We start from the raw sequence: 17,517 nt of genomic DNA on the forward strand, positions 1-17,517 counted from the left end.
CACCCACGACAGCGCTTTTAACCTAGCGCCCAGACATTGTAAATTGGTCTTACCAATTATCCAATGCCAGTGCTGACCAACAACAATTAGGGGCCACCCCATATGCAAACCTGGCAACAACTCTATAGCCCGCTTGGTAGTCTTGGCCTGTCCGCGCTGGCGGCGGTCATCCCTATCGTGTTCTTCTTCCTCGCCCTCGCCGTGTTCCGCCTCAAAGGCCACGTCGCCGGCAGCATCACCCTCGCGCTGTCGATCCTGGTGGCGATCTTCGCCTTCCAGATGCCTGTCGACATGGCCTTCGCCGCCGCGGGTTATGGCTTCCTCTACGGCCTCTGGCCGATTGCCTGGATCATCGTTGCCGCGGTGTTCCTGTACAAACTCACGGTCAAGAGCGGCCAGTTTGAAGTGATCCGCAGCTCGGTGCTGTCGATCACCGACGACCAGCGCCTGCAAGTGCTGCTGATCGGTTTCTGCTTCGGTGCCTTCCTCGAAGGCGCGGCCGGCTTCGGCGCCCCGGTGGCCATCACTGCCGCACTGCTGGTGGGCCTGGGCTTCAACCCGCTGTACGCCGCCGGCCTGTGCCTGATCGCCAACACCGCGCCGGTCGCGTTCGGCGCGCTGGGCATCCCGATCATCGTGGCCGGCCAGGTCACCGGCATCGACGCCTTCCACATTGGCGCCATGACCGGCCGCCAACTGCCGCTGCTGTCGCTGTTCGTGCCGTTCTGGCTGGTGTTCATGATGGACGGCCTGCGCGGCGTGAAAGAAACCTGGCCCGCCGCCCTGGTCGCCGGCCTGAGCTTCGCCGTTACCCAGTACTTCACCTCGAACTTCATCGGCCCAGAGCTGCCGGACATCACCTCGGCCCTGGCCAGCCTGATCTGCCTGACCCTGTTCCTCAAAGTCTGGCAGCCCAAGCGTTCGTTCGCACAAGCCAAAGGCAGCGTCGGCGCCGCCGTCGTGCAATCCGGCGGCAGCCAGCCAAGCCCTTACAGCTTCGGCGAGATCTTCAAGGCCTGGTCGCCGTTCCTGATCCTCACCGTGCTGGTCACCATCTGGACTTTGAAGCCATTCAAGGCCGCATTCGCGCCAGGCGGTGCGATGTACAACTTCGTGTTCAACTTCGCCATCCCGCACCTTGACCAACTGGTGATCAAGACCGCGCCGATCGTGGCCGCGCCGACCGCCATGCCAGCGGTGTTCAAGCTCGACCCGATCTCCGCCACCGGCACCGCGATCTTCCTCTCGGCGCTGATCTCCATGGCGGTGCTCAAGATCAACTTCAAAACTGGTCTGACCACTTTCAAAGAGACGTTCTGGGAACTGCGCTGGCCCATCCTGTCGATCGGCATGGTGCTGGCCTTCGCCTTCGTCACCAACTACTCGGGCATGTCCTCGACCATGGCCCTGGTCCTGGCCGGTACCGGCGCCGCGTTCCCGTTCTTCTCGCCGTTCCTCGGCTGGCTGGGCGTGTTCCTGACAGGCTCGGACACCTCGTCCAACGCCCTGTTCAGCTCGCTGCAAGCCACCACCGCACACCAGATCGGGGTCAACGACACCCTGCTGGTGGCCGCCAACACCAGCGGCGGCGTGACCGGCAAGATGATCTCGCCACAATCCATCGCCGTGGCCTGCGCCGCCACCGGCCTGGTGGGCAAGGAATCGGACCTGTTCCGCTTCACCGTCAAGCACAGCCTGTTCTTCGCCACCATCGTGGGCCTGATCACCCTGATCCAGGCTTACTGGCTGACCGGCATGCTGGTTCATCACTAAAGTGAAAGGGGCCGGGCGCCACGCTGCGCCCGGCATTCCCCTCAAGCAACGCTGCGAGAATCCATGATCATTTCCGCCTCTACCGACTATCGCGCCGCGGCCCAACGCAAGCTGCCCCCCTTCCTCTTCCACTACGCCGACGGCGGCGCCTACGCCGAGCACACGTTGCGCCACAACGTCTCGGACCTGGCCAGCATCGCCCTGCGCCAGCGCGTGTTGAAGAACATGTCCGAGCTCAGCCTGGAAACCCAGCTGTTCGACGAAACCCTGAGCATGCCCGTGGCCCTGGCCCCGGTCGGCCTGACCGGCATGTACGCCCGCCGTGGCGAAGTCCAGGCCGCGCGCGCCGCCGCGGCCCACGGCATTCCGTTCACCATGTCGACGGTATCGGTGTGCCCGATCGAGGAAGTCGCCCCGGCCATCAACCGGCCGATGTGGTTCCAGCTGTACGTGCTCAAGGACCGCGGCTTCATGCGCAATGCGCTGGAGCGGGCCAAGGCGGCCGGGGTCAAGACCCTGGTGTTCACCGTCGATATGCCCGTACCCGGCGCCCGCTACCGCGACGCCCACTCCGGCATGAGCGGCAAAAACGGGCCGATGCGCCGCGTGCTGCAAGCCATGACCCACCCTGAATGGGCGTGGGACGTCGGCGTGATGGGCCGCCCGCACGACCTCGGCAACATCTCCAAATACCGTGGCAACCCCACGGGCCTGGCCGACTACATCGGCTGGCTGGGCAACAACTTCGACCCGTCGATCTCCTGGAAAGACCTGGAGTGGATCCGCGACTTCTGGGAAGGCCCGATGATCATCAAGGGCATCCTGGATGCCGACGATGCTCGCGACGCGGTCAAGTTCGGTGCCGACGGCATCGTCGTGTCCAACCACGGCGGCCGCCAGCTCGACGGCGTGTTGTCCAGCGCCCGCGCCCTGCCGGCAATTGCCGACGCGGTGAAAGGCGACCTGAAGATCCTCGCCGACTCCGGCATCCGCAGCGGCCTCGACGTGGTGCGCATGATCGCCATGGGCGCCGACACCGTGCTGATCGGCCGCGCCTTCCTCTGGGCCCTCGCCGTGCATGGCGAAGCCGGGGTGAAGAACCTGCTCGAACTGTTCGAGAAAGAAATGCGCGTGGCCATGGTGCTGACCGGTGCCAAGTCGATCAGCGAGATCACCCGCGACTCGCTGGTCCGCGAACTGGGCGCCTGAACGCGCCCCCACGAAACACCGCCTGATTGACCGGGGCACGCGGCGCACCAGACGCCGTGGCCCCGCGAGGAGATTGCATGAGCCTGCCCGCTGCGTTCCTGCGTGATGTCGAGCGCCTGATACCTGCCGAACGCCGTTTCGATGACCCGACCTCCACCCTGGCCTTTGGCACCGATGCCAGCTTCTATCGGCTGATCCCCAAGCTGGTGGTGCGCGTCGAGTCTGAAGACGAAGTGGTCGGCCTGCTGCAGCTGGCCCAGCGCGAGCGCGTGCCGGTGACCTTCCGCGCCGCCGGCACCAGCCTGTCTGGGCAGGCCATCAGCGACTCGGTACTGATTGTGCTCGGCGACAATTGGAACGGCCGCGAGATCCGCGGCCAGGGTGAGCAGATCCGCCTGCAGCCCGGCGTCATCGGCGCCCAGGCCAACGCCTGGCTGGCCCCCTATGGCCGCAAGATTGGCCCAGACCCCGCCTCGATCAACGCCTGCAAAATCGGCGGCATCGTCGCCAACAACGCCAGCGGCATGTGCTGCGGCACTGCGCAAAATACCTATCACACCCTCGCGGGCCTGCGCTTGGTACTGGCCGACGGCACCCGCCTGGACAGCGAAGACCCGGCCAGCGTCGCGGCCTTCGAGCACAGCCATGCCGACCTGCTGGAAGCCCTGGCCCGCCTGGGCCGCGAAACCCGCGCCAACACCGAACTGGCAGACCGCATCCGCCACAAGTACCGGCTGAAGAACACCACCGGCCTGTCGCTCAATGCGCTGGTGGACTACGACCAGCCACTCGATATCCTGCAGCACTTGCTGGTTGGGTCTGAAGGCACGCTGGGCTTCATCAGTGCCGTCACCTACGACACCGTGCCTGACCACCCGCACAAGGCCAGCGCCTTGCTGGTGTTCCCCAGCGTCGAGAGCTGCTGCCGCGCGGTAACCGTGCTCAAGCGCCAGCCCGTTTCCGCCGTCGAACTGCTCGACCGCCGCAGCCTGCGCTCGGTGCAAAACATGCCCGGCATGCCCCTGTGGGTAAAAGGCCTGTCAGACAATGCCTGCGCGCTGCTGATCGAATCCCGCGCCGCCAGCCAGACGCTGCTGCACGAACAACTGCACCACGTAATGGCATCGATTGCCGACTACCCCCTGGAGCAAAAGGTCGAGTTCAGCGAAGACCCAGCGGTGTACAACCAGCTGTGGAAAATCCGCAAAGACACCTTCCCCGCCGTCGGCGCCGTGCGCCAGACCGGCACCACAGTGATCATCGAAGACGTCACCTTCCCCGTCGAGCAACTGGCCGAGGGCGTCAACCGCCTGATTCAGCTGTTCGACAAGCACCACTATGACGAGGCGATCATTTTCGGCCATGCCCTTGAGGGCAACCTGCACTTCGTCTTCACCCAGGGCTTCAACAGCGCCGAAGAAGTCGCGCGTTACCAAGCCTTCATGGACGACGTCGCACAGCTGGTGGCCGTGGAGTTCGGTGGCTCGCTGAAGGCCGAGCACGGCACCGGGCGCAACATGGCGCCGTTCGTGGAACTGGAGTGGGGCCATGACGCCTACCAGTTGATGTGGGCACTCAAACGCCTGCTCGACCCCAACGGCATCCTCAACCCCGACGTAGTGTTGAGCACCGATCCAGACATCCACCTGAAAAACCTCAAGCCGCTGCCGGCTGCCGACGAAATCGTCGACAAGTGCATCGAGTGCGGCTTCTGCGAACCCGTGTGCCCGTCCAAAGGCCTGACCCTCAGCCCACGCCAGCGCATCGTCATGTGGCGTGATATCCAGGCCAAGAAACGCGCCGGCGTCGATACACGCGAACTGCTCAAGACTTACCAATACCAAGGCCTCGACACCTGCGCCGCCACCGGCTTGTGCGCCCAGCGCTGCCCGGTCGGCATCAACACCGGCGAGCTGGTGAAGAAGCTGCGCAGCCAGGCCGCCGAGCACGAAAAAACCGCCGACTGGCTGGCCGACCATTTCCACACGGCCTTGAGTGGCGCCCGCCTCACCCTCACCGCCGCCAATACCGCCCGCAAGCTGCTCGGCGCCCCACGCCTAAGCCGCCTGACCGCATCGCTGAGCAACGCCAGCAACGGCCGGCTGCCCCAATGGACGCCCGCCATGCCCCAGCCGCTGCGCGCCATCGACTTCGGCCCAGCGAGCAACGACGCCCGCCCCCGCGTCGTGTACCTGGCCGCCTGCGTCTCGCGCGTGATGGGCCCCGCCTATGCCGACCGCGAACAAAGCTCGCTGCTGGACAAAACCCGCGCCCTGCTGGAAAAAGCCGGTTACCAAGTCGTGTTCCCCGACAATGCCGACAGCCTCTGCTGCGGCCAACCCTTCGCCTCCAAAGGTTACCCAGAGCAGGCCGAGCACAAGCGCCAGGAACTGATCAACGCCCTGCTGCACGCCAGCCGCGGCGGCCTCGACCCGATCTACTGCGACACCAGCCCGTGCACCCTGCGCCTGGTGCAAGACCTGGGCGACACCCGCCTGGACCTGTACGACCCCGTGCGCTTCATCCGCACCCACCTGCTGGACAAATTGGAGTTCACCCCCCAGGACGAGCCGGTGGCCGTGCACGTGACCTGCAGCACCCAGCACCTAGGCGAAAGCCAAGCGCTGATCGACCTGGCGCGGCGTTGCAGCAACCAGGTGGTGATCCCGGAAGGTATTCACTGCTGCGGGTTTGCCGGTGACAAAGGCTTCACCACGCCAGAGCTCAATGCCCACGCGCTGCGCAGCCTGAAGGATGCGGTGCAGTATTGCAGCGAAGGCATTTCCACCAGCCGCACCTGCGAAATCGGGTTGTCGAGCCACAGCGGCATCGACTATCACGGCCTGGTCTACCTGGTAGACCGCGTCACCCGCCCGCGTGTTATCTAAGGCCTGGCATCGGCTAGTGGTGGTGTGTGGTGTGTTCGCCAAGGCGTTTTCAGCGCCTGCGAGATCGAGCGCCGCCCGCGCGGCGCATCGCGAGCAACGCTCGCTCCTACGTTTGTTTCGGGCCAATTATTCCTGGGGCATATGCGCGCGACCCGCCTTTGGTGCATGGCGCGATATCGCGTCGAACAAACGAGGCGATCGCGCGCGCAGGCACAGGCGTGACTGGCCCGAAACAGACGTAGGAGCGAGCGTTGCTCGCGATGCGCCGCGCGGGCGGCGCTCGATCGCACAGGCGCCAAAAATGCCCTGCTCACCCACTCCTACCTCAGAGCTAACACTGCCCTCGAAAGCTGCACACCCCCCTGTAGGAGCTGGCTTGCCTGCGATGGGTCGCACAGCGACCCCACTGGCCTCAACTGACTAACATCACGGCTCGCGCGCCAACACCAGCTCAGCCAACGCCCTACTCATCTGCACGTTATGCACCGAATTCACCAGCATGCCGATACCCGGCTCACCGGCATTGCCGCAAATGTATTCGTCCAACGTGTCTTCAATCCCGCGCATCAGCTGAATGGCGTACAGCAACGCCTCCGGTGAAGGGACCTTGTTGTCGATGGTATAGAACGGACGTGGCGACGTTTGGCTGGGTGGATCAGGAACAATCTTCTTCATATTTCTCTCTCGTTTGATTGCATCAGGCCCCACCCATTCCCTCTCACAGGAATAGGTGGCAGCTGTACGCGGGGTGAGAGACCGGCCAAACAAGGAGGAAAACCGGCCAGGCACAAGGCCTGCCCGCGCACAGCTACCATGACGGTAAATCTCTTGAATGGAACGGGCTCTCACACCCGGTCGCCAAACCTCAGCGACCCAGGGAAACTAGCCCCAACGCCCATCATCGACAACAGAGAAACCGCTGCAGCGCCAGTAGGATAATTCCCAAACCCATCCACCACGAAGCATTTAGTTTCAAGTTCAGAATCCCCCTACAGCCGCATCATATCGCCCTGCCAGCATCCCGATTGAACCCACGCCAAATCTGCGCAGTCCACTTAACAGGCCCACCTTCCAGAGGCCTTAGAAGGAGACACCCATGAAAGGTACCGCGCTATCGGCCCTGTTCGCGGCCGCCACCTTGTTGGCATCGCCGGTGTTTGCCGCCGACGACCTCTGCACCACCAACCTGCAAAAGATCGATGACAGCATGGCCACCGCCGGCGCCACCTCCGAAGGCCTGGACAAAGCCCTGACCGAGCACGTCGACAAAGCCAAGGCCGCGCAGGCCTCGGGCGACACCAAAGAATGCATCGCCATCACCAGCAAAGTGCTGGAGCGCCTGGAAAAAACCGAAAAAGGCAGCGGCGGCAGCGGTTCGTGACCCCTGGTGCGGGCGACCGGACCAGTTGTCGACGTCGCCCGCGCAATGGCGTATACTCGCCTCACGTGCCGTAAGGTGCGTTAGCTAGAGCTAGTGTGGGGCCGATTAGGATTCGACGCCGGTAGCGAAACTCTAGGTGCATGCCGAGTTGGTAACAGAACTCGTAAATCCACTGTTGCAACTTTCTATAGTTGCCAATGACGAAAACTACGAGGGTTACGCTCTCGCTGCGTAAGCAGCTGAGCCCGCTCTCCTGGTAGCTTCGGCTCCAGCAATCATCAGGGGATGCCTGTAAACCCGAAATGATTGTCATACAGAACAGGATCGTCGTGTAGCACGTTGGGGGCAAAGCGACTAAAACTTACCCAACTCATCCAAAGCACCCTGCCCGTCGGGCGGCTGCGGATTAAATCAGTAGACACGGCTAAGCATGTAGTACCGACAGCGGAGTACTGGCGGACGGGGGTTCAAATCCCCCCGGCTCCACCAAATGATCAAACAAAGACGTCCACGGACGTCTTTTTTTGTGCCTGGAAGTCAGTGAAATCAAGGGTTTACCGCTCTTTTGAGGGCCACAACGGTTTTTTGAGTTCCAGCCATCCCGGTATTCCCGGTGGTATTCCAGCCTACCTGGGGCTAATCTTGGGAATACCAAAAGGTGTCATGGAGCTTCTCCCATGTGCGCTCAAACAGCTCGCCTCTCCGACCGCCAGCTCAAGGCGGTCAAGCCCAGAGACAAGGACTACGTCCTCACGGATGGCGACGGCCTCCAGCTCCGAGTCCGGGTCAACCGCTCGATGCAGTGGAATTTCAACTACAGGCATCCGATCACCAAGAATCGAATTAACATGGCGCTCGGCTCCTACCCCGAGGTCTCTCTGGCGCAAGCTCGGCGGAAAGCGGTTGAGGCTAGGGAAGTACTTGCGCAGGGGATCGACCCCAAAGCTCAGCGCAATGATCTCGCACAGGCAAAGCTAGCCGAGACGGAACATACGTTCGAGAAAGTAGCTAGCGCCTGGTTCGAGCTGAAAAAGGACTCGGTCACGCCGGCCTATGCCGAGGACATCTGGCGCTCACTCACGCTGCACGTTTTTCCGAGCATGAAATCGACTCCGATCTCAGAAGTCAGCGCACCGATGGTGATAAAAATCCTGCGCCCTATCGAAGCCAAAGGCAGCTTGGAAACGGTGAAGCGGCTTAGCCAGCGCCTCAACGAGATCATGACCTACGGGGTCAATTCGGGAATGATTTTCGCGAACCCGCTTAGCGGGATTCGGGCGGTATTCAAGAAACCGAAGAAAGAAAACATGGCGGCGCTACCACCCGAGGAGCTTCCTGAACTCATGCTGGAAATAGCGAACGCCAGTATCAAGCGCACGACCCGCTGCCTGATCGAATGGCAGTTGCACACCATGACTCGCCCAGCCGAGGCGGCGACTACTCGTTGGACAGACATCGATTTTGAAAGGCGTGTCTGGACCATCCCGCCAGAGCGGATGAAGAAGCGTCGCCCGCACAGCATCCCGTTGAGCGATCAAGCCATGTCATTGCTGGAGATACTGAAGTCTCACAGTGGTCATCGGGAATACGTCTTCCCGGCAGACCGAAACCCTCGTACTCATGCCAATAGCCAGACCGCCAACATGGCATTGAAACGCATGGGCTTTCAGGACCGCTTGGTCAGCCACGGCATGCGCTCGATGGCCAGCACCATATTAAATGAACATGGGTGGGACCCGGAGCTCATCGAAGTGGCGTTGGCGCACGTCGACAAGGATGAGGTGCGCAGTGCCTACAACCGAGCCGACTACATCGAGCGACGACGGCCGATGATGGCTTGGTGGAGTGAGTACATCCAGAAGGCCGCCACCGGCAGCCTGCTTGCCTCAGCATATGGCCAAGTCAGAGACAAGAACGTGGTGCCGATCCGCTAGCGCTGTAAAGGCGCAATAACGGCGGCGACAGCAACTGAGCGCTCAAGATTCAGGGAAAGCAGTCTCGTTTCCCGCTTTTCAGCACGGGTCCATCCAAACAGGGCTGCAAAGCCGCCCTGTTTGGATGGACCTCACTTTGAAGAGCTAAAAGCTAAGACGTTGTCCGGGGTTTACCACGGAATTCCACCGATGGATAATCGCTTTTCACGTTCCCAAGAGCGCTGAGCATCGGCCCTTGACCGCGTTCATCCGCAGGCGTAGAACTGGCCGTGCAAGCGCTGTCGATGACAGCACCCCAGGTGACCCGAGCCTTCAAGGTCACGCCGCTCTCGCGGTGGTTCTCCCCAAGGGCGATTCGCATCCGGTAGCTCGCCCGGTCACTACCCATGTGATGGATGCTCTTACACATTTAGCGCTCGTGCGCCAGATACACCGTACCTCGTTGCCCTGCAGCAACCTATCCGCTTGGCCAAATATTGCGCCAACCTGTGCCCGTCTCTTTCTGTGGAAAGAGACGGGCACTTCTAACACTGCTGCAGCCCTGATCGCCCAAGGCTTTGCGGCATTCCCCCTCGTGACAATCGGCGTGACAAACGCCGATGTCACCAGCAACAGCGCTGTAGATGATGGTGCCGCAGACCAAGGAATGGACTGCACCTGACTGACAGTCAGGTATGCCCCAGTCATCGCATTGCTGCTTGCACATGGCTCAGGATCTTCAGGCGCTGGTTTAGTCAGCCAGCACTGCCTCCACCCGCCCACCGGCAACGGTGTTCAGGAGGCCAGATCATGAGATGCCCTTGCTCCCGGATGTAAGGAGCCGCCAGTCCCGCGTAGTGGACATTCCCCACAGGTCGCAGGGGCCTTGATCCCTGATAACACTCAACATTCTTGGCGGGATGACGTGGGGCGAGGATCGGAGATCGGAGGATGAGGTGAGCGACATGGCATTGGTGGGTAGACGTGATGGCCGCAATTTCGGCTATGGCAGGCAATTGAGCTATGCAGGGCCGCAGGCGCTGAAAGACATGTTCGGCGGTGGCCACTACGGTACGGTCAAGGCGCATAGTGATCGATGGCAGGCATTCGTGAAGTGGTGCCGCTCCGAACGAGGGCCAGGTATCAATGATGCGCGGATGATTGATCGGGAGGTGCTGGCCGACTATGCGGCGTACCTGTGCGACATGGTTAGGCGCGGTGACCTTGCTGTCAGCACCGCACAAAATCGCCTATCCAGCGTTAACAGGACCATGTCGGCGCTTCGCGGTGATCAGTACGTGAAATTGCCCAGTCCAAGCAAGGCATTGGGTATGCAGCGCATCGGAGTTCGCCAATCGGCTCCGCAAGGCCAAGACCGCGCACAGGTTAAGCAGATCGTCGATGCGCTTTGTCGCGATCATCAGCAACGGGCCGCAGCGATTGTTCTGTTGGCGCGAGCTACCGGCATGCGCCTGCGTGAGGCCATCCTGGCTGATCTGCCACGGCTAACCCGTGAGGCTAACGACCTAGGCAGAATTAACATTCAGGATGGCACCAAAGGTGGCCGAGCCGGGGCCTCGGCGCCACGTTGGATTACGGTGGACGACCAGGTTCAAGGTGCACTTGGATTTGCAAGGCAGGTGTCACCTGCAGGAAGCCGCAACCTGATTGCACCTAACGAAAGCTATCTGAATGTTTTGCAAGCAATCATCCGTCCTGCACGGGACGTCTTGCATGCACACAACCTCAAGGGCCTCCATGAGCTACGAGCGGCGTACGCATGTGAGCGCTACGAGCATATCACCCAACACCCCGCGCCCATCAGTGGCGGCCAATCTTGTCAGATAAATAAGCACCTAGATCGAGGGGCCAGAATGCAAATCAGCTATGAGCTTGGGCACGGTCGGATCGACGTAGTCGCGGCCTACATTGGAGGACGGTCATGAGTAAGCTATTCGATATGGAGTTGTTCTTGGCTGGCGTGTTGACTGGCTCGTTTGCGACGCGGCAACGCCATTTGCGGCAGGCGAAGTTTATCCAAGCTGAGATAGCTAAACGTTGGCAGCGAGAAACTCCTTGGGCCTGGCAGAGAAAGCATGTGGTTTGGTTTCTTACCCATCACCTTGATCAATACAGTAAAGCGACCCAGTATTACTATTTGCTGACCGTACAACTACTCGCTCGTCGTTTAGAAAAACCATGGACTTTTCATCTTTTAAATTAAGCATCTAAAACTCAAGAAGCCATAAGCTTCAATTCCGCAGCAATCTCAGATAAGCACTCTTCAACAACTTCGCATTCACCCTTATGAAGCAACATCTTAAGTACATCCTGTAGCTGAATAGGAAGCACTTTTAGAGACGGTCTTGAGACCCCACTGTTTGTTTCACACCAAACAACAGTCCGGCTTTTAATATCAGGGGGTGCGACATCACTTGGCGATAGTTTAGGCGCTATAATAATGGCTCTAGGTGGAATGCTTTGACTGAAAACTGCTTGCAGCCTAGACTGGTAAAAAAACAGCTGGTAAATATCTTCGTTCGTGACCTTACCTAAAGGTTCGCTTGAATTCTGGGGAGAGCTTTCTACATACCTAGGTTTGAATTTTGCGTCGATTACGCCTACCGGTTTAATTCCCTTGTAAACAGTGATATCTGGCTCTACCTTTCGATATGTTTTCCCTGTCTCATCAATTAGAGCATGGCGGTCAGCGTTCTTAAATACCAGTCGGAGACCCAGCTTAGCTGCATAAGGAGCTAACAATCTCAAGAGGAACGATTCGAAGAGTGAAGGGATCGAAAAATCAAGATCATTCAGCCTGGCGCTGCCGGTTTCAGTTAAATCGAGAGGTGTTACCCCAAGAACCAAAGCTTTTGTTATCTGAATTAGCGGTCGATAACTTTCAGTTAGGCGAGAAATATTCCGATCAGCCAAATCAAAGTCCGTTGGAAGCAGGTGGCCTTTCGATGAAATTTGGCGCCAAATAAAGAGCTGAGTCGATGCAGCAGAAGCTTTTGAAGTTTTCTCTAAAATAGTTGAGGCCACCTCCAAGCCGGCAAGAACAATCCTATTGAGAAGATTGTCAGCATCCTGCTCGAAAACCCGGCACCTTAGCCCCTCTAACGGATGCCGCCCAAAATTCTTAGACCAAACAATATTACCACGAAGATTTTTTGTAAAAGTTTCTTTTTTCACATAAGCTTTCGAAATATGCCCTTGAAGCAAGCTTTCCGCTTGAGCCACCAATATAGATGACATTACGCTCAAAAACATGTCATGCTTAAGCACTCCAACTTTAACACCACTAAAATTTTCTAGATTAAACTTTCGCAATTCACCATGAGTTGCATAAAGCACCAACAATAGAAAAACATCAGCACCAAATGGAGGGGACGTTGTTATTGTGTAAGGCCCAATTTTTACCCTACCCACGATTAACCGGCTAGAATGCTTGATCCTTACCTTGCCATCACCTATGTCAGTTACGTCAACAATCTTTTGTATAATCCTTCGTTGAACCGGATCAGACAGTACGTGAGAGACCCCCATTAATACATGCTCAGCGCCTCCCTCTACCACGACATGAAAGCCTGGATCTATTCTAGCTTGAGCAAACATTAAATTTCACTCGACTCGTAGCTACTTTTTGTTAGATCACCTTCGGCAAGCCAGTCATTTGAAAAAGTCGCAGCGTCATTAATTCCTAGCCATTCGCGCAAAGCCTGCATGAAATCGGAATCACTTTTATGGGGGAATTTACCATCTGTATTGACCAACCCCCCCAAGACCCTTTGAACTCTATGCTTATCTAAATAACAATATTCTGAAATCAATGGGATGATATCAAACTCAAAACGCTTACGGAGGCTGGATATCGGAGCATCTTCACTTGCATCAACTTTAAGAAGTGCTTGACCAATGCTTCTGTCTGACTCTATTCCAGATTCCGACAACTTATCATTTAATTGATTAAGAATATCCCCCAATGGTATTCCGCAGACAGAGTCAGCCCAGGTCGATATATTCTCAAACGCTGTGGAATCAGGTGGAAAATCTACAAAAGCGAATCGACGCCTCATTGCAACATCAAGAAGACTAATACTTTTATCCGCAGTATTCATGGTGCCTAAAAAATAAATATTTTGAGGCACGTAGAAATCGGCTTCTGGCTGCTGCGCTAAGAAACACCTAATGCCACGTTTATCACTTTCAATATAAGTTATTAGCTCTCCAAAAATCCTTGATATATCACCTCTATTTATTTCATCAATCACCAGCAGAACTTTTTTATTTTCAATTTCTATCTTTCTAGCTTGGTCAGCCGCGACCAAAAAAATACCATTTTTCAGCGAAAATAATGATGGATTATCAGACTTAGGCCTATACCCTTGAACAAAATCTTCATATCCGTAAGATGGGTGAAATGTAACCTTGAAGACACTTCCAGCACCATTAATCCGCTCCCATTCGGAGGCAAGATTTAATGAGGCATGAGTTTTCCCTGTTCCAGGAGGACCATAGAAAACAACATTATGGCGCTCTAGGACAAGCTCATATAGGTGCTTACAACTTTCAATTACAGTGGGTTCATGAGTTTCAGATTCATAGCTACTGTTCAGTGACTCAGCGGTCCCGAAGTAAGAAAACCACTCCTGATCTGTCTCGAACGCATTGTAAACTGGTGCCGATTTAACTTCCTGGGCGAGCAAATCTATAATGTCGTCGTGGATCTTCCAATATCCCCCTCCAGTCCGCCCAGGCATTACCATCAGTAACTCACCCAGGCCTGCACGCTTGAACCATGGAGTTGTTTTTTGGTCTCGGACTTGCCCAGAAGGATCTCGGTCATCAGGCGCGCTAGATTGGTCATACGCTCTCTCGCGAAGCCTAGTAACGGGCCCTCCGCCCGTGACGGGATCATATCCTGGCTCTAATCTGGCTCTTCGTATTTTTGAAATGGCGGCATCCAAATCAGAATGCTTAAGTACCCACATCAATTCTCGATTCAGCTCGTCCCAGTGCAGTTTCCCATCAAGCTCGATGGCGGCCTTCCATAACGCCCAATAAGGGTGGATATCGCAGTGATCAGGGTATCTTCCGCCATCTAAAATGTCAGCAGGATTTCGTAGCTGATATTTACGAAGGACAGATATAGCTTGTTTAGCCAGCAGCCTCCTATATTCCTTAGCGGCATTTTTTTGAGCTGAGCGGATCGTTAAACCTAAATCAGTAAGCTGAGTATTACCGTCTGAGTCTGGATACAACAACCCCATACGCTCAAACATTTTATGCCAGCGTCGAGGCCGACTAAGATTGTCTCCTGATGATGTTTTGACAACACCATCAAGAGTGCCCCTCTTTCCCTCAGCTCTCATTATGGCGTCGAGCTGTGTGCCAATTTCGACTTTAAACTCAAACCCTACTGTAGTTGGGCTATCACGATCAGGAGCCTGCCAGCGGTCAAAAATCATATATTAGCTCTTTCCATGAACAATTAAAAATTCAGCTGAATCTGTGGACTTTCATGACCAAAATTAAAACTCATGCCCTTTGCCATATTTGACTTACAAGAATACAGGGCCTCTATCACCGAATTTCCGAGTGCTTTTGCAAGTACAGGAGGAACTGCATTGCCAATTTGACGCGCAACTTCTTCCCGATTCCCATCAAATGAAAAATCATCTGGGAACGTCTGAAGTCTAGCGCCCTCTCGTAACGTTATGCTACGGTGTTCAACTGGGTGAGCGTATCTACCTCTAGTAAAGCTATCAAATCTTGCTGTAATGGTGCCTGAGGGTTTGTCCCATGCCAATCTTCCATATACCTCTACATGTCTATGAGAGGGATTATTTTTATGGCATGGCAACTGAAGGTGGTCTGGAAGGTCATTTCGCCCACCACCAGGAGGAATATGTTTTAATCGTTCGATATTAATTTGAGACATCCTTGCCTCTCTAGCATGGTTAAGTACTATAGGGTGAGGAGAACCGTCTAGAGGCGGTGATGGCAGGTCTGAGATTGCCTGCCGAACGGTGCGATAACTATCTGGCCCCAGAATCTCTTCCGGATACTTGAATATTTTTCCATATTCAAAAAGCCCGCCAATCAATATGACTCTTTTTCTTAGTTGAGGTGTGCCATAAGCAGCAGCCTCCAGCTTTGCTAAATGGGTATGGTAGCCAAGATCTGTAAAGCGATCTATAAGCTCATCAAGGAAAGGCTTTCCTCTCTTTGACATAAGTCCAGATACATTCTCCATTAGGAAAAACTTTGGCCTAATACCGTCTACAAATCGAAGGAATTGAAAAACCAAGTCATTTCTGGCGTCTTGATCAGCCCCCCGTCTCTGTATCGAGAAACCTTGGCAGGGCGGGCCACCCGCAACAAGATCACAGTCGCCTCTATTTAACCCCGAATATTCTAAAACTCTAGCTGGATCCAGTGAGTGAATGTCAGCCTCAATGAGATGATCGCCAAGGTTTCGCCTATAGGTCTTGGAGGCCAACCGATCAAACTCAACAGCTGCGCGAACATCAAAGCCTGCTTGTTTTAATCCGAGCGAAAGCCCTCCCGCCCCACAAAAGAGATCAATAGCAGTTGGCTTACTCATTAGGCGCAATCTCTGCGTTTTCAAAATTATTGCTGCGCTTTTTCTTAATTCCGTTGATTTTTATCGCAAAACCTGGACCTATAGGTGACACGATGTCGTTTTCGACATCAGAAATTGGATCTTGAATTCCATCATGACTTTTAATAAGTACTTCAATCATGTGCTCTGCCATCTTTTGAGCAACCAAAGGAGGCACAGCATTTCCGATTTGCTTATATTTGTCGTCAAATGGACCCTCAAATACAAAATTTTCAGGAAAACCTTGAAGAGTAGCCGCCTCTCTTATCGAGAGACCTCGATGTTGCTGCGGGTGAGTAAATCGTCCGCAAGACGGCGTCCGACACCGGGCCGTTATTGTTACCGCTGGCTTATCCCATGCAAGTCTTCCGTAAACGTCGGTGTAGCCACCATGTTTCTCTCTTGCTCTATCCAGACATGATGGGCCTACGCCAAGCGGTCTATTTCCGCCATCGAGTGGAACTTGTTTTAGTATGTCCACAGTTGCGGCTCGATGCTTAGATACAACATGCATTGGATCAGCATCATCTGACTCACCAGCTGCGAGTGGCTTGAAGTGGGAAATAGCATCGCGAACTGTTTTATGCTCGGAATAATCGTAAACCGGCGTAGGAACGTTAAACTCTCCACGAAAAGCCATCATAATCGCTCGAAATCTTTCTTGCGGGAGTCCGAAGTCGGCAAAATTGTAAATTCTACTGCGAATGAAATAACCAGAACTTTTTAATAAGTCACGCCCTGGCGCGTAATACTGCCAGTGCTTCTTGGAGAACATATCTGGAACATTCTCCATAAATATGGCATCAGGACCAATACGAGTGGCTATTTCTGCAAAAATCCCGAACAAACTTCTACGGTGATCCTTACCCACTATAGACTTTCTGTGAGCTGAGAACCCTTGACACGGCGCACAACCAATAAGAATGATTTTATCAAATCTTGATAGGTCCCACGACTCAATCAGCGCGTCGAGAGTTTTATTGTCTTCATCAACTAACCCAGCAATATCAAGCTCGTGTGCGGGATGATCAAGCATGCGGCGGTAGGTTGCGCAACAATGCTTGTCATTATCGATACCGGCTATGACCTCAACGCGTGCGCCTGGAACTTTAGCGTGAGCAAACCCGTAGCTCGCACCTCCGCAACCAGCGAAAAAATCTACAACTCCGACGCTAAGGCCTTTTTTGCTCATCAAATTTTTCTTCATCTACTGATGCTATCATTTCTATCAAGCGACTAGATAGTGTTTTCCGTTGGCAGCTTCAAACTCCGACACCACGCATGCATTTCAATTTAGTAAGTTTATTTTCTCAAAAACCACTAATACTTCCGTTCCTTGGGAAGCTTTGCTTTATTACAGCCTCGGCGTTGATGCAAGAAATAGCGGCTAACAAAAATAGCTATGCGGCGCATTGCAAAAACTATGTCAGGACACCCAGGGTAGTCGTCTATGTGCATGTCAAATCTGAAGCCCGCCTTGCAATATAGACGGCGGACTTTTAGCTCTGGCTCTGTGTGTTCTTGCTTTACTCGGACCATGAGTTTATATCTAGCAAATACACAAATCGCACCATTCAAGTCCCCCTGATTGTTGCACCTCTAACTGACTTTAACACTAGCTGTCTGATGGCTGCTAAGCGAAACATTTTTAAGCTCAGGAAAATTCTCACTATTCAAGTGTTCGCGGATAAGCCTGGCAATGAGAGTACTTTTCTTAAAACCGCG

General features: G+C 55.3%; 13 protein-coding genes and 1 other RNA gene. 8 read left to right on the top strand and 6 right to left on the bottom strand.

From position 1 onward, the window contains the following. Positions 1-102: 102 nt before the first annotated feature. The 3 genes from HU764_RS22375 to HU764_RS22385 all read left to right on the top strand — a co-directional run bounded on the left by HU764_RS22375 (position 103) and on the right by HU764_RS22385 (position 5,870). Positions 103-1,773 (top strand): lactate permease LctP family transporter, encoded by a 1,671-nt coding sequence (locus tag HU764_RS22375; RefSeq protein ID WP_027595046.1) that lies wholly within the window; start codon positions 103-105, stop codon positions 1,771-1,773. A gap of 63 nt (positions 1,774-1,836) precedes the next feature. Continuing rightward, positions 1,837-2,982, top strand: coding sequence for an FMN-dependent L-lactate dehydrogenase LldD (gene lldD / locus HU764_RS22380; RefSeq protein ID WP_027595047.1), 1,146 nt, complete (start codon positions 1,837-1,839; stop codon positions 2,980-2,982). 77 nt (positions 2,983-3,059) lie between these two features. Continuing rightward, positions 3,060-5,870, top strand: a complete 2,811-nt coding sequence (locus tag HU764_RS22385; RefSeq protein WP_186702319.1) for an FAD-binding and (Fe-S)-binding domain-containing protein — start codon at positions 3,060-3,062, stop codon at positions 5,868-5,870. 426 nt (positions 5,871-6,296) lie between these two features. On the opposite strand, the gene HU764_RS22390 is transcribed toward HU764_RS22385, so the two are convergent. Then, positions 6,297-6,545, bottom strand: coding sequence for a hypothetical protein (locus HU764_RS22390; RefSeq protein WP_085274244.1), 249 nt, complete (start codon positions 6,543-6,545; stop codon positions 6,297-6,299). Positions 6,546-6,966: 421 nt separating this feature from the next. On the opposite strand from HU764_RS22390, the gene HU764_RS22395 reads away from it, so the two are divergent. The 5 genes from HU764_RS22395 (at position 6,967) to HU764_RS22415 (ending at position 11,388) form a co-directional block, all read left to right on the top strand. Then, positions 6,967-7,251 (top strand): hypothetical protein, encoded by a 285-nt coding sequence (locus tag HU764_RS22395; RefSeq protein WP_085274245.1) that lies wholly within the window; start codon positions 6,967-6,969, stop codon positions 7,249-7,251. Between the two features lie 97 nt (positions 7,252-7,348). Continuing rightward, positions 7,349-7,740: a transfer-messenger RNA gene (gene ssrA, locus HU764_RS22400) on the top strand. 188 nt (positions 7,741-7,928) lie between these two features. After that, positions 7,929-9,185: an integrase domain-containing protein gene (locus tag HU764_RS22405; RefSeq protein ID WP_186702328.1), complete on the top strand. Its 1,257-nt coding sequence runs from the start codon at positions 7,929-7,931 to the stop codon at positions 9,183-9,185. Positions 9,186-10,129: 944 nt separating this feature from the next. Then, a complete protein-coding gene (locus HU764_RS22410) occupies positions 10,130-11,110 on the top strand; it encodes an integrase domain-containing protein (protein ID WP_186702457.1) in 981 nt (326 codons plus the stop codon). Then, positions 11,107-11,388 carry a hypothetical protein gene (locus HU764_RS22415; protein ID WP_186702330.1) on the top strand — a complete coding sequence of 94 codons (282 nt, stop codon included), beginning with the start codon at positions 11,107-11,109 and terminating at the stop codon, positions 11,386-11,388. Before HU764_RS22410 ends, HU764_RS22415 begins: the two co-directional genes overlap by 4 nt. An 11-nt stretch (positions 11,389-11,399) precedes the next feature. On the opposite strand, the gene HU764_RS22420 is transcribed toward HU764_RS22415, so the two are convergent. The 5 genes from HU764_RS22420 to HU764_RS28195 all read right to left on the bottom strand — a co-directional run bounded on the left by HU764_RS22420 (position 11,400) and on the right by HU764_RS28195 (position 17,331). After that, positions 11,400-12,782, bottom strand: a complete 1,383-nt coding sequence (locus HU764_RS22420; RefSeq protein ID WP_186702332.1) for a 5-methylcytosine restriction system specificity protein McrC — start codon at positions 12,780-12,782, stop codon at positions 11,400-11,402. Further along, positions 12,782-14,635, bottom strand: a complete 1,854-nt coding sequence (locus tag HU764_RS22425; protein WP_186702333.1) for an McrB family protein — start codon at positions 14,633-14,635, stop codon at positions 12,782-12,784. Before HU764_RS22425 ends, HU764_RS22420 begins: the two co-directional genes overlap by 1 nt. A 23-nt stretch (positions 14,636-14,658) precedes the next feature. After that, positions 14,659-15,774: a DNA cytosine methyltransferase gene (locus HU764_RS22430; RefSeq protein ID WP_186702334.1), complete on the bottom strand. Its 1,116-nt coding sequence runs from the start codon at positions 15,772-15,774 to the stop codon at positions 14,659-14,661. Further along, the gene (locus HU764_RS22435) at positions 15,767-16,984 is read right to left on the bottom strand and encodes a DNA cytosine methyltransferase (RefSeq protein WP_186702335.1); all 1,218 of its coding nucleotides are present in this window, start codon (positions 16,982-16,984) and stop codon (positions 15,767-15,769) included. The genes HU764_RS22430 and HU764_RS22435 overlap by 8 nt, the downstream gene beginning before the upstream one ends. A 128-nt stretch (positions 16,985-17,112) precedes the next feature. Beyond that, on the bottom strand, positions 17,113-17,331 hold the full coding sequence (locus HU764_RS28195) for a hypothetical protein (RefSeq protein WP_186702336.1): 219 nt from the start codon (positions 17,329-17,331) through the stop codon (positions 17,113-17,115). Positions 17,332-17,517 lie beyond the last annotated feature (186 nt).

The organism is Pseudomonas kermanshahensis, assembly GCF_014269205.2.
Classification (GTDB): Bacteria; Pseudomonadota; Gammaproteobacteria; order Pseudomonadales; family Pseudomonadaceae; genus Aquipseudomonas; species Aquipseudomonas kermanshahensis.

Bases quoted from the DNA above. Each gene is read 5' to 3' on its own strand.
- HU764_RS22425 (WP_186702333.1), bottom strand. From the start codon at position 14,635: ATGATTTTTGACCGCTGGCAGGCTCCTGATCGTGATAGCCCAACTACA.
- HU764_RS22390 (WP_085274244.1), bottom strand. From the start codon at position 6,545: ATGAAGAAGATTGTTCCTGATCCACCCAGCCAAACGTCGCCACGTCCG.
- HU764_RS22420 (WP_186702332.1), bottom strand. From the start codon at position 12,782: ATGTTTGCTCAAGCTAGAATAGATCCAGGCTTTCATGTCGTGGTAGAG.
- HU764_RS22435 (WP_186702335.1), bottom strand. From the start codon at position 16,984: ATGAGCAAAAAAGGCCTTAGCGTCGGAGTTGTAGATTTTTTCGCTGGT.
- HU764_RS22395 (WP_085274245.1), top strand. From the start codon at position 6,967: ATGAAAGGTACCGCGCTATCGGCCCTGTTCGCGGCCGCCACCTTGTTG.
- HU764_RS22415 (WP_186702330.1), top strand. From the start codon at position 11,107: ATGAGTAAGCTATTCGATATGGAGTTGTTCTTGGCTGGCGTGTTGACT.
- HU764_RS22410 (WP_186702457.1), top strand. From the start codon at position 10,130: ATGGCATTGGTGGGTAGACGTGATGGCCGCAATTTCGGCTATGGCAGG.
- HU764_RS22375 (WP_027595046.1), top strand. From the start codon at position 103: ATGCAAACCTGGCAACAACTCTATAGCCCGCTTGGTAGTCTTGGCCTG.
- lldD (WP_027595047.1), top strand. From the start codon at position 1,837: ATGATCATTTCCGCCTCTACCGACTATCGCGCCGCGGCCCAACGCAAG.
- HU764_RS22430 (WP_186702334.1), bottom strand. From the start codon at position 15,774: ATGAGTAAGCCAACTGCTATTGATCTCTTTTGTGGGGCGGGAGGGCTT.
- HU764_RS22385 (WP_186702319.1), top strand. From the start codon at position 3,060: ATGAGCCTGCCCGCTGCGTTCCTGCGTGATGTCGAGCGCCTGATACCT.
- HU764_RS28195 (WP_186702336.1), bottom strand. From the start codon at position 17,331: ATGGTCCGAGTAAAGCAAGAACACACAGAGCCAGAGCTAAAAGTCCGC.
- HU764_RS22405 (WP_186702328.1), top strand. From the start codon at position 7,929: ATGTGCGCTCAAACAGCTCGCCTCTCCGACCGCCAGCTCAAGGCGGTC.